Below are 11,785 nucleotides of genomic sequence, written 5' to 3' on the forward strand. Positions count from 1 at the left end.
CTTGCATCGGATCGAACCGGGCGCCCCGCGCCGGTTCCGATCGACAGGAGACGCCCGATGTCCGCTACGCCCGCCGGCGCGCTGCGCCCGTTCCATCTCGCCTTCCCCGTGTCGAGCCTCGCCGGCGCGCGCGCGTTCTACGGCGGTCTGCTCGGCTGCCCGGAGGGGCGCAGCTCGGCGCACTGGGTCGACTTCGACTTCTTCGGCCACCAACTCGTCGCACACCTCGCGCCGGACGAGACCGGTGCGAGCGCGGTGAACCCGGTCGACGGCGACAACGTACCCGTGCGCCATTTCGGCGTCGTGCTGTCGATGGACGAATGGCATGCGCTCGCCGACAAACTGAAGGCCGCAAACACGCGCTTCGTGATCGAGCCGCATATCCGCTTCAAGGGCGAGGTCGGCGAACAGGCGACGATGTTCTTCCTCGATCCGTGCGGCAACGCGCTCGAATTCAAGGCATTCGCCGACATCGGCCAGTTGTTCGCGAAGTAACCGCATGAAGATCCTGTTCTACTCGCCGCAGCAGGACGCCGGCGCTTGGCGAGACGCGATCGCGCAGGCATTGCCCGAGGCCGAGCTGCGCGCGTGGCAGCCGGGCGACACGGCCGCCGCCGACTACGCGCTCGTGTGGCGCGCGCCGCGCGAGCTGTTCGCGCCGCGCGACGGCCTGCGCGCGATCTTCAACCTCGGCGCCGGCGTCGACGCGCTGCTCGCGCTCGACCGTGCGCATCCCGGCACGCTGCCGCGCGACGTGCCGCTGGTGCGCCTCGAGGATTCGGGCATGGCGCAGCAGATGATCGAATACGTGACGCACGCGGTGCTGCGCTACCTGCGTCGCTTCGACGAATACGAAGCGCTGCAGCGCGAACGCCGCTGGCAGGTGCTCGAGCCGCATGCGCGGGCGCGCTTCACCGTCGCCGTGCTCGGCCTCGGCGTGCTCGGCGCGCAGGTCGCGCACGCGCTGGCCGCGCTCGGCCTGCCGGTGCGCGGCTACAGCCGCAGCCCGAAGCAGCTCGACGGTATCGAGACCTTCGCCGGCGACGACGCGTTCGACGCCTGCGTCGACGGCGCGAAGGTGCTCGTGAACCTGCTGCCGAGCACGCGCGATACCGACGGCATTCTGTCGGCGCGCACCTTCGCCCGGCTCGCACCGGGCGCGTACCTGGTCAACGTCGCACGCGGCGCGCATCTCGTCGAAGCCGACCTGCTCGACGCGCTCGCGAGCGGGCAGGTCGCCGCCGCGACGCTCGACGTGTTCCAGCACGAGCCGCTGCCGGTCGATCACCCGTTCTGGCACGCGCCGCGCATCACGATCACGCCGCACAGCTCGGCCGAGACCCTGCGCGACGAAGCCGTCGAACAGATCGCCGGCAAGATCCGCGCGTTCGAGCGCGGCGAGCGCGTCGGCGGCATCGTCGACTACGCGCGCGGCTACTGAATTCCGCCCTACATAAACCTGGAGACAACCATGACGTTCCCCACCGCCGTCAAGATCGTTGAAGTCGGCCCGCGCGACGGGTTGCAGAACGAAAAGACCTTCGTGCCCACCGACGTGAAGATCGCGCTCGTCGACCGGCTGTCGCGTGCCGGCTTCCGCAACGTCGAGGCCGCGTCGTTCGTGTCGCCGAAATGGGTGCCGCAGATGGCCGACGGCGCCGAGGTGATGGCCGGCATCGAACGTCGCGCGGGCACCGTGTATTCGGTGCTCACTCCGAATCTGAAGGGCTTCGAGAACGCGCTCGCCGCCCGCGCGGACGAAGTCGTGATCTTCGGCGCGGCGAGCGAGGCGTTCTCGCAGCGCAACATCAACTGCAGCATCGCCGAGAGCATCGCGCGCTTCGAGCCGGTCGCGAAGGCCGCGAAGGACGCCGGCCTGCGGCTGCGCGGCAGCGTGTCGTGCACGCTCGGCTGCCCGTACCAGGGCGAGGTGCCGGTCGCATCGGTCGTCGACGTCGTCGAACGCTTCGCCGCGCTCGGCTGCGACGAGATCGACATCGCCGACACGATCGGCGTCGGCACGCCGAAGCGCACGCGCGAAGTGCTCGCGGCCGTCACGCGCGTGTTCCCGCGCGAACGCCTGTCGGGCCATTTCCACGACACCTACGGCCAGGCGCTCGCAAACATCTACGCGGCGCTGTTCGAAGGGATCGAGATCTTTCACGCATCGGTGGCCGGCCTCGGCGGCTGCCCGTACGCGAAGGGCGCGACCGGCAACGTCGCGACCGAGGACGTGCTGTACCTGCTGCAGGGCCTCGGCATCGACACCGGCATCGATCTCGCGCAGGTGGTCGCTGCCGGCGACTTCATCTCGAACGCGATCGGCCGCGCGAACGTGTCGCGCGCCGGTCGCGCGCTGCTCGCCAAGGCACAGAGCGCAGCCAACGCCCCGAGCTGCGTCTGACCCCGACATTCACGGATCAACGATGACGACACCCGCTTCATTCGACGCCCTCCCCGATTCCGCGCGACGCGTCGCGCTGCTGCTGCGCGAACGCGGCCATGCGAAAGGGATCGTGATGCTTGCCGAAACCGGCAAGACCTCCGCGGAAGCCGCGGCCGGCCTCGGCTGCTCGGTCGCGCAGATCGCGAAGTCGATCCTGTTTCGCCGTGAATCGGACGGGCTGCCGGTGCTCGTCGTCGCGAGCGGCGTGAACCGCGTCGACGAGCAGAAGGTCGCCGCTCAAGTCGGTGCGGTCGGCCGCGCGGATGCGAAGTTCGTGCGCGACAACACCGGCTACGCGATCGGCGGGGTCTGCCCGATCGGCCATCTGGTCGACCCGGTCACGCTGATCGACGCCGACCTGCTCGAGCTCGACAGCCTGTGGGCGGCCGCCGGCCATCCGCACGCGGTGTTCAACCTGACGCCGCAGGAGCTCGTCACACTGACGGGCGCGCCGGTCGCCGACGTCGCATTGCGCCACGACGCATGAGCGACGTACCGGTAGTGGTCGGCACGGTCGCATCGCCGTGCACTGACGTCTGCAGGATCGACCCGCGTACCGACTGGTGCGCGGGTTGCCTGCGCACGCGCGGCGAGATCAAGGGGTGGCGGGCGTCGGACGACGACGCGAGGCGCGCGCTGCTCGCGCGGCTCGACGCGCGGCGGCGCCTGCTCGCCAGGAGCGGCGCATAAAAAAATGCCGTTCGGCCTGTCTGGCGAACGGCATGAGATCGGAATCCTGTGAACGTGATCAACGTCACAGCCCGCATCATACGAGCGACGCTGCAGCGTCGCATCGGGTGTTTCCCTACAACTTCTTACAGCATCTTTCCCGCGCAATCGTCATTCCCGGACGCGGCACCGGCTGACGCTGGCGGCACGCCGTAGCGGCTAGCCAAAGCGCACGATCGTTTCAGTTGCCGACCGCCTCGCGACGCGCGGGCACGATGCGCCAGCCGAGATTCACGCCGGCCGCCGCGAGCAGGATCAGGAGCGCGCCGAGCACCTGGGTCCACGCGAGCGTCTGCCCGAACGCGACGCGATCGACGATGATCGCGACCACCGGATACACGAACGACAGCGCGCCCGTCATCGCAACCGGCAGTTTCTGGATCGCGCCGTACAGCAGCACATACATCAGCCCCGTGTTGACGACGCCGAGCACGACGAGATCCAGCCATTGCGCAGCCGTCGCGGGCAACGTGCCGAACTGCGCGAACGGCGCGAGCAGCACGATGCCGAGGCCGGCCTGCAGCAGCGCGAGCAGGTGCGGCGGCGTGCCCTTCAGGTGTTTCGTGACGATCGACGACACCGCGTACAGGAACGCCGCGCCGAGCGACAGCGCGACGCCTTCCAGATATTCCCCCGGCACCGCGAGCACGGCCGGTTCGACGCGCACCACGCACACCAGCCCGATGAACGCGAGCGCGAGCCACGCGATCGTCGATGCGCTGATCCGTTCGCGGAACACGATCGCGCCGAGCGCGACGAGCATGAACGGCTGCGTGTTGTACACGGCGGTCGCCATCGAGATCGACGCACGCGAATACGCGGCGAACAGCAGCAGCCAGTTCGCGACGATCGCGACGCTGCCGAGCGTCGCAAGCGCGAGCATGCGCGGCGAGAACAGCGCGCGGCGCAGGAAGCCGAGCGCCGCGCAGACGATCGCGAGCGTCGCGGCGCCGAACAGGCAGCGGAAGAACACGACGTTGGTGAGCGGTTGCTGCGACGACATCACGAGCCAGCCGATCGTGCCGGACATCAGCATCGCGACGACCATCTCGGCGGCACCGCGGCGGATTTCGTTCGAGGCCATCATGGACTCCGTATGACGAGAGGGGATGACTTCGATTCTAGGAACTTGCTTTCCGTGCATCCACGGCTAAACTGAAGTGAAAACGCCGATTCACCTTCGAAAGCAAAGCGATCATGTCGAAACGCCTTACCCCGCCCGCCGTCACGTCACTCGACGCGACCGACCGCGCGATCCTCGCAGCGCTCGCCGAGGACGCACGCATCGCCACCAGCGAACTGGCGCGGCAGATCGGGCTGTCGGCGCCCGCGACCGCCGACCGCGTGCGGCGCCTCGAAGCGCAAGGCGTGATCGCGGGCTTCACCGTCGAGCTCGACCCGCGCGCGCTCGGCTATACGCTGCAGGCGATCGTCCGCGTGAAGCCGCTGCCGGGACAGTTGCATCTCGTCGAGGAGGTGTTGCGGCGGATCCCGGAATTCGTCGAATGCGACAAGGTGACCGGCGAGGACTGCTTCATCTGCCGCCTCTACCTGCGCACGATCGAGCACCTCGACGACATCCTGTCGAAGGTGACGGAGCGCGCGGAAACGAGCACGGCGATCGTGAAATCGACGCCCGTGCCGCGTCGCCTGCCGCCGCTCGTCGAAGACGACGCCGCGCGCCGCTGACCGCCGACGCGCCACGCGCGACGCTCGCCGCGCTACCCGCTCCCCGCCGCTCACGCGGCCGCGTCGCGCGCCTCGAAGAACGCGAGCAACTCGTCGATCAGCGCGACGGGCGCCTCCTCCGGAATGTAGTGCCCGCACTCGAGCGCGCGGCCGCTGACGTCGCGCGCGACGCGCCGCCATTCGTCTAACGGATCGAAGCAGCGGCCGACGATCCCGTTCCCGCCCCACAGCACGCGCAGCGGGCACGCGACCTTGTTGCCGCGCTCGAGATCCGCGCGGTCGTGCTCGAGATCGATCGTCGCCGACGCACGGTAGTCCTCGCACATCGCATGCACGGCGCCCGGCTGCGCGAGCGCGGCGCGATACGCGGCGAGCGCCGCCGGCGCGAACGGCGCGAGCCCGGCGGAACGGTTGCCCATCACGCGCTCGATGTACGCATCGGTGCGACCCTCGATCAGCGTCTCGGGCAGCGGCTCCGGCTGGATCAGGAAGAACCAGTGGAAATACGCGGTCGCGAACGCACGATCGGTTTGCTCGTACATCGCGAGCGTCGGCGCGATGTCGAGCAGCATCATCCGCTCGACGGCCGCCGCGTGATCGAGCGCGAGCCGGTGCGCGACGCGCGCGCCGCGATCGTGCGCGCAGACGTGGAATTGCTCGAAGCCGAAATGCCGCATCACGGCGACCTGGTCGGCCGCCATCGCGCGTTTCGAATACGGCGCATGCCGCGCGTCGCTCGGCGGCTTGCCCGACGCGCCATAGCCGCGCAGGTCGGTCGCGATCACCGTGAAGTGATTCGCGAGCGTCGCCGCGACGCGATGCCAGATCATGTGGGTCTGCGGGTGGCCGTGCAGCAGCAGAAGCGGCGGGCCCGCGCCTCCTTTGACACCGAAGATGTCGGTGTCCTGCACCGTCACGCGAAACGGTGCAAACGCCTCAAACGACATGGTTTGTTTCTCGTTGGTTTGTTATGGCGGTTATTGTAGGAGCGCCCGGCGAACTTCAGCGCGCAGCACATACCCGAATACCTAGAAAGAGAACACTCACTCGATTGTCGCGCCGCCGCGCATTTTGTTAAGCTCGCGTAGAATCGCACGACCGTTCGTATTAATATGAACGCTCCGCCGCACCACTACACTCAAAGTACCGTTCGACCGCCAAGCATGATGCCGGCGTCGGCGCGACTGCGCCGGTTCCGGCCGCCCCTCGAGACTGGAGACATCACATGGCATTGCCCGCCGTCCTGCAGAACCTGACGCTGCCCGTCATCGCGTCGCCGATGTTCATCGTCAGCTACCCCGAACTCGTGCTCGCGCAATGCAAGGCGGGCATCGTCGGATCATTCCCCGCGCTCAACGCCCGTCCGGCAGAATTGCTCGACGAGTGGCTCACGCAGATCCAGTCGGAGCTCGCCGACCACAAGGCCAAACACCCGGACGCGGTGATCGGCCCGATTGCGGTCAACCAGATCGTCCACCAGTCGAACGTACGGCTCGAGCATGACGTGCGCGTGTGCGTCGACCACAAGGTGCCGGTCTTCATCACGAGCCTGCGCGCACCGGCGCGCGAGATCGTCGACGCGGTGCACAGCTACGGCGGCATCGTGCTGCACGACGTGATCAACCTGCGCCATGCGCAAAAGGCGCTCGAAGCCGGCGTCGACGGGCTGATCCTCGTCGCGGCCGGCGCCGGCGGCCACGCGGGCACGACGTCGCCGTTCGCGCTCGTCGGCGAAGTACGCAAGATGTTCGACGGCCCGATCGTGCTGTCGGGCTCGATCGCGAACGGCGGCTCGATCCTCGCCGCGCAGGCGATGGGCGCCGACCTCGCGTACATGGGCACGCGCTTCATCGCAACGCAGGAAGCGCACGCGGTCGAGGACTACAAGCGCGCGATCGTCAACGCGAAATCGTCAGACATCATCTATACGAACCTCTTCACCGGCGTGCACGGCAACTACATCCGCGAGAGCATCGAGAAGGCCGGCCTCGATCCGGAGGCGCTGCCGGAATCGGACAAGTCGAAGATGAATTTCGGCGGCGACAAGGCGAAGGCGTGGAAGGACATCTGGGGTGCCGGTCAGGGCGTCGGCCTGATGGACGACCTGCCGAGCGTCGGCGCACTCGTCGAGCGCCTGAAGCGCGAGTACGACGACGCGAAGGCACGGCTCGGCATCGCACGCTGACGCACGCAGCGGCGGGATGGCCCCGCCGCTGCGCATGACGTTCGACCAAACAAAAAGCGCGAACCGCAACGGCTCGCGCTTGTTTCATGTCCGCCTGCGGGCGGCCGACGCCGGTCAGCCGGCGCGCTTGATCCGCGTGATCGGCAGCACGCGCAGGCGCGACTCGATCGACGGGCACAGCGACTGCCCTTCGAAGCGCGCGGCGAGGAAGTCGACGAACGACCGGACCTTCGCGGACACGTGACGACGGCTCGCGTACACCGCATAGATCGGCGCCTCGTGCGGGGGCACCGAATCGAGCAACACCGGCACGAGCCGGCCGGATTCGATGTCGTCGCCGACCACCTCGGTGCCGAGCAACGCGATGCCCGCGCCCGCGAGCACGGCCGCACGCAGCCCCTCGAGATGGTTCACGATCAGGTTGCCGTGCAGGTTCACGCGCGACGCAGCGGCCGCGTCGATCACCAGAGAATCGAGCATCGTCGAATTCGAATCGCGGCGCAGATAGTTGTGGTGCGCGAGATCGGCAATCGTCTGAGGTGTGCCGTGCTTCTCGAGATACTCGGGCGATGCCACCAGCAAAATGTGCGCAGTCGCGATCTGCCGCGCGACCAGCGACGACGATTTCAACCCGTTCGGCGCTGCGCGCACCGCGACGTCGTAGCCCTCCTCGATCAGGTCGACCACGCGATCGGACAGCGTCATGTCGACGGTCACGTCCGGGAAACGGCCCGCGTAATCGGTGACGGCCTGCATCACGTGTCGCAGTCCGAACGCGGATAGCGACGTCACGCGCAAGCGGCCCTGCGGCACGACGCTCGCGGCGCCGACCGCCTGTCCGGCTTCGTCGAGTTCTGACAGCGCCTGCACAAGGCGCTCATAGTATTCGCGCCCCGCCTCGGTCGGCGCGACACGTCGTGTCGTACGATGCAGCAGCCGCGCGCCGAGCTGCTGCTCGAGATGCATCACGTGCTTGCTCGCCATCGCGGCCGACATCTGCATGCGCTCGGCCGCGCCGACGAAGCTGCCCACTTCGACGACGTAGCGAAACACATTCATGCTGACGAGGGTATCCATCGAACTAGCTCGCAATTCCTGGGAATCATGCAATTACGAGATAGGGTAACAAAGGTGAGGAAACAAGAAGGTCAACAAAGGCAAAACGGCGCCGCGGATGGCGGCGCCGTTTCGGGGCGGGGACCGGCAGGCCGGTCGCGCAGCGCGGTGTACGCGTTCGGCGTACGAATCGTCAGAACTTCGCGCGGATGCCTGCGCCGAACGTGTTGCCGCTCGACAGGCCGCTGATGTGGTCGTTCATGTACGCAGCGTAGACATCGGTACGCTTGGACAGCGGATAGTCGTAGCCGACGGCCCAGGTCTGGCGCGTCTGGTCGAGGCCGCCCCCGTCGCGCGAGTACGCGTACGACGCCATCGCGTTGCCGACGCCGAGCGGCACCGACACGCCGCCCTGCGCGGTATTCACGTGCCAGCTGCCCGCGACCTGGTCATTCTTCGTATACATATACTGGCCGAACAGCTTCACGTACTTCAGGTCGTAGGTCGCGCCGACCAGCCCGATGCCCTGGCTCTTCATGCCGGTCACCAGCGAACTCAGGTCCTGCGGGCCGCTGTTGAAGTTCACGTACTGGTAGACGGCGGTCGCCGCGAACGGGCCGTTCGCGTAGTTGAATTGCGCGCTCCACTTCTTCGAGCGGTTGTCGCCGGCCTGGTTGCCGAGCGCGTACATCGCCGCGAAATTCAGGCCGCCGAACGAAGGCGACGTGTACGACAGCGCGTTGTTCCAGCCCGAATCGCCGACCGCGCCCTGGTCGCTCGGATAGGTCGGGAACGTGCCGAGTCCGAGGAACACGTGGTACACCATCGGCGAGAAGGTGTACGAGTCGTAGAACGGGTTGAACAGGATCGTCGACAGGAACAGGTGCGTCGTCAGACGGCCCGCCGTCACCGTGCCGTACGGCGAGCTGACGCCGACATACGCGTTGCGCGCGAAGAACGTATCGCCCTGGAAGCGGCCGAACTGGCCGTTCTGCGCACGGAAGAAGCTCTCCATCGTGAAGATCGCCTTGTAGCCGCCGCCGAGATCCTCGGCGCCGTGCAGGCCCCAGTACGACGTCGACATCCCGCCGCCCGACACGTTCCATGCGCGATTGCCGCCCGGGAACTTGGTTGCGCCGACCCATTCGTCGACCTGACCGTAGAGCGATACGCTCGACTGCGCGTGGACGGGTACGGTTGCCGCGACGCAGGCGGTCGCGGCGATCAGCTTGACGGACGTGCGCGACGCACGGCGAGCGAGTGCTTTCATGGGATCTCCAGGTATTGTCGAATAGTCGATAAGTGGCGCGAGCGTTGTTTTTTGGAGCCGATTGCTTGCGTCGTATGGGGCGCAGCCATCTTTACGGATCATTCGTCCGGTCAAAATTGCGCACACTTATTGCGGGTATAGCGGCGGCATTAACTTTGCGGAATCGACACGTGACCGGGCACGCCACAGCCGCCCCGCGCGGGGCGGGCACGCGGCGGGACGGCCGCGCGGCGCGCGCGTGCCGGGCGCGAAAGATAGCGCAATGCGGCGGGAAAATCAGCGGAAATCTGCGCGCGACTGTGGCGAATTCGCATCAGCCGGCGAGGGACGAACGCGCGGGGCGCTCAGTTTCGGTAGAACGGGGAGAAATACGGCGAGTGCGCAGGCTCTTCCTGCGAGCGGGGCGGCGGCATCGGACGGCCACCGCGCTCCTCGTTGTAGCGCGCGACATCGGCGCGGATCGAGCCGGTGCGCAGCGGCACGTTGCCACCGCCCGGCGGGCGTGGCATCTGCCGCGAGTCGGCACTGATCGGACGATACGGGCTTTGCGCGGCGTAGTGGCCGTAGGACGGCGTCGGCCGCAGCCCCCAGCGCGAGCCGTAGCCGCTCACGCCGCCGGCACGTGCGCCGCCGGGCGGCATGGCATGGCGCCAGACCGGCGCGCCGCCGGCCGGCTGGCCGTACCCGCGCATGTCGCCGCCGCCGAAACCGTGGCCGCCGAACGCATGACCGCCGTGCGGCGGCTGCGCGAACGCGAACGGCATCAGCAGCGCGCAGAGCGCGCCTGCCACCCATCGTCCGACCTTCAGTTTCACCCGTTCCGTCATCTTTCAGAGCCTGTTACCGCTCGCCGCCGGCTGTTTCCGGCCGACGCAAGCCTTTCAGCAGTAATTTATGAGCGGTCCGAAACGGTGTCGAGCCAAAAAGTGTTAGGTCGCGGGCATCGGTGTAACACCATGTTACTGCTAGGTTTTTTCACTTCGGCGGGCGAGCCGGACAGAACATTCTTCTGCCGTTTTGCGCATCGGCGGGCCTCGTCGGCAGGCCGCTGTTGTGCCGCCGTTACGGCGCCAATGCATGCAAATTAATCATCAATCGATTCGCACAATGAATTTGTGTATTGAATGACCAACCGGGACAATGTCGGGATTCGCGCGCGCAAGGTGCGCGCCCGCCGTTTCCGAATCGAGTTCCCGATGGCCCGTCCCCGTTTCCTTCCCGACAACTTCACGCTCGCGCTCGTCGGCACCGTCGTGCTCGCGAGCCTGCTGCCGTGCCGCGGCGCGGCCGCCCACGCGTTCAACTGGGCGACCAACATCGCCGTCGGCCTGCTGTTCTTCCTGCACGGCGCGAAGCTGTCGCGCGAAGCCGTCGTCGCGGGGGCGACCCACTGGCGGCTGCACGCGGTCGTGCTGCTCAGCACGTTCGCGCTGTTCCCGCTGCTCGGCCTCGCGCTGAAGCCCGTGCTGCAGCCGCTCGTCACGCCGACGCTCTATGCCGGCGTGCTCTTTCTGTGCACGCTGCCGTCGACGGTCCAGTCGTCGATCGCGTTCACGTCGATCGCGAAGGGCAACGTGCCGGCCGCCGTGTGCGCGGCGTCCGCGTCGAGCCTGCTCGGCATTTTCGTGACGCCGGCGCTCGTCGGGCTGATGATCACGTCGCAGTCGGCCGCGGCCGCGTCGCCGTGGAGCACCGTCGGCAGCATCGTGATGCAGCTGCTGGTGCCGTTCATCGCCGGCCAGCTGCTGCGGCCCGTGATCGGCGGCTGGATCGAGCGCAATCGCGGCGTGCTGCGCTTCGTCGACCAGGGCTCGATCCTGCTGGTCGTCTACGTCGCGTTCAGCGAGGCCGTGAACCAGGGGCTCTGGCACCAGATTCCGGCGCGCGCGCTCGGCGGCCTGCTGGTCGTGAACGTCGTGCTGCTCGTGATCGCGCTACTGCTGACCACGTTCGTCAGCAAACGGCTCGGCTTCAACCGGGCCGACCAGATCACGATCATCTTCTGCGGCTCGAAGAAGAGCCTCGCGGCCGGCGTGCCGATGGCGAAGGTGATCTTCTCGGCGCAGGCCGTCGGCGCGATCGTGCTGCCGCTGATGCTGTTCCACCAGATCCAGCTGATGGCGTGCGCGGCGCTCGCGCAGCGCTGGGGCGCGCGCGACATGAGCGGCGAGCGCGACGGTCAGGATGGTGTGGCCGGCGCCGCACGCGGGCGCGGTGCGCTGAACGCGGGCAAGCGCTGACGCGGGAAGGCGCGGCGGGTGGGGCCTGCCGCGCCGGTTTATCTACCCCGCCCTTCGCCCTTCGCCCTTCGCCCTTCGCTTTCCGCTTTCCGCTTTCCGCTTTCCGCTTTCTGCTTTCTGCTTTCCGCTTTCCGCCCTCCGCCCTCCGCCCTCCGCTCTCCGCTCTCCGC

13 protein-coding genes are annotated in these 11,785 nt (G+C 67.7%); 8 read left to right on the forward strand and 5 right to left on the reverse strand.

The features are described 5' to 3' along the window. The first annotated feature begins 57 nt into the window (after positions 1-57). Genes PI86_RS00875 through PI86_RS00895 form a run of 5 tightly spaced genes read left to right on the forward strand, consistent with a single transcriptional unit; the run spans position 58 to position 3,136 of the window. Positions 58-495: a VOC family protein gene (locus tag PI86_RS00875; protein WP_014895859.1), complete on the forward strand. Its 438-nt coding sequence runs from the start codon at positions 58-60 to the stop codon at positions 493-495. 4 nt (positions 496-499) lie between these two features. After that, positions 500-1,441, forward strand: a complete 942-nt coding sequence (locus PI86_RS00880) for a 2-hydroxyacid dehydrogenase (RefSeq protein ID WP_039317694.1) — start codon at positions 500-502, stop codon at positions 1,439-1,441. Between the two features lie 30 nt (positions 1,442-1,471). After that, positions 1,472-2,404, forward strand: coding sequence for a hydroxymethylglutaryl-CoA lyase (locus PI86_RS00885; protein WP_039317697.1), 933 nt, complete (start codon positions 1,472-1,474; stop codon positions 2,402-2,404). A gap of 22 nt (positions 2,405-2,426) precedes the next feature. After that, positions 2,427-2,933, forward strand: a complete 507-nt coding sequence (locus tag PI86_RS00890) for a YbaK/EbsC family protein (protein WP_039317699.1) — start codon at positions 2,427-2,429, stop codon at positions 2,931-2,933. Further along, entirely contained in the window at positions 2,930-3,136 is a 207-nt protein-coding gene (locus PI86_RS00895; RefSeq protein WP_014895855.1) for a DUF1289 domain-containing protein, read from the forward strand. The genes PI86_RS00890 and PI86_RS00895 overlap by 4 nt, the downstream gene beginning before the upstream one ends. Before the next feature lie 220 nt (positions 3,137-3,356). Here PI86_RS00895 and PI86_RS00900 read toward each other — a convergent pair whose 3' ends face one another. After that, the gene (locus PI86_RS00900; RefSeq protein ID WP_039317704.1) at positions 3,357-4,259 is read right to left on the reverse strand and encodes a DMT family transporter; all 903 of its coding nucleotides are present in this window, start codon (positions 4,257-4,259) and stop codon (positions 3,357-3,359) included. A 113-nt stretch (positions 4,260-4,372) separates the two neighbouring features. Here PI86_RS00900 and PI86_RS00905 point away from each other — a divergent pair, with 113 nt between their 5' ends. Continuing rightward, the gene (locus tag PI86_RS00905; RefSeq protein WP_014895853.1) at positions 4,373-4,864 is read left to right on the forward strand and encodes an Lrp/AsnC family transcriptional regulator; all 492 of its coding nucleotides are present in this window, start codon (positions 4,373-4,375) and stop codon (positions 4,862-4,864) included. A 50-nt stretch (positions 4,865-4,914) separates the two neighbouring features. Here PI86_RS00905 and PI86_RS00910 read toward each other — a convergent pair whose 3' ends face one another. Further along, positions 4,915-5,811 carry an alpha/beta fold hydrolase gene (locus tag PI86_RS00910; protein ID WP_039317707.1) on the reverse strand — a complete coding sequence of 299 codons (897 nt, stop codon included), beginning with the start codon at positions 5,809-5,811 and terminating at the stop codon, positions 4,915-4,917. A 278-nt stretch (positions 5,812-6,089) separates the two neighbouring features. Between PI86_RS00910 and PI86_RS00915 the strand changes: the two genes are divergently transcribed. Beyond that, the gene (locus tag PI86_RS00915) at positions 6,090-7,049 is read left to right on the forward strand and encodes an NAD(P)H-dependent flavin oxidoreductase (RefSeq protein WP_014895851.1); all 960 of its coding nucleotides are present in this window, start codon (positions 6,090-6,092) and stop codon (positions 7,047-7,049) included. Between the two features lie 114 nt (positions 7,050-7,163). Here PI86_RS00915 and PI86_RS00920 read toward each other — a convergent pair whose 3' ends face one another. The 3 genes from PI86_RS00920 to PI86_RS00930 form a co-directional block, all read right to left on the reverse strand. Then, on the reverse strand, positions 7,164-8,126 hold the full coding sequence (locus PI86_RS00920) for a LysR family transcriptional regulator (protein WP_014895850.1): 963 nt from the start codon (positions 8,124-8,126) through the stop codon (positions 7,164-7,166). A 172-nt stretch (positions 8,127-8,298) separates the two neighbouring features. Next, positions 8,299-9,375, reverse strand: coding sequence for a porin (locus tag PI86_RS00925; protein WP_039317712.1), 1,077 nt, complete (start codon positions 9,373-9,375; stop codon positions 8,299-8,301). A gap of 344 nt (positions 9,376-9,719) precedes the next feature. Continuing rightward, positions 9,720-10,202 (reverse strand): hypothetical protein, encoded by a 483-nt coding sequence (locus PI86_RS00930; RefSeq protein ID WP_039317715.1) that lies wholly within the window; start codon positions 10,200-10,202, stop codon positions 9,720-9,722. 369 nt (positions 10,203-10,571) lie between these two features. On the opposite strand from PI86_RS00930, the gene PI86_RS00935 reads away from it, so the two are divergent. After that, positions 10,572-11,615: a bile acid:sodium symporter family protein gene (locus tag PI86_RS00935; protein ID WP_039317735.1), complete on the forward strand. Its 1,044-nt coding sequence runs from the start codon at positions 10,572-10,574 to the stop codon at positions 11,613-11,615. Positions 11,616-11,785 lie beyond the last annotated feature (170 nt).

It is taken from the genome of Burkholderia sp. A9, assembly GCF_000801975.1.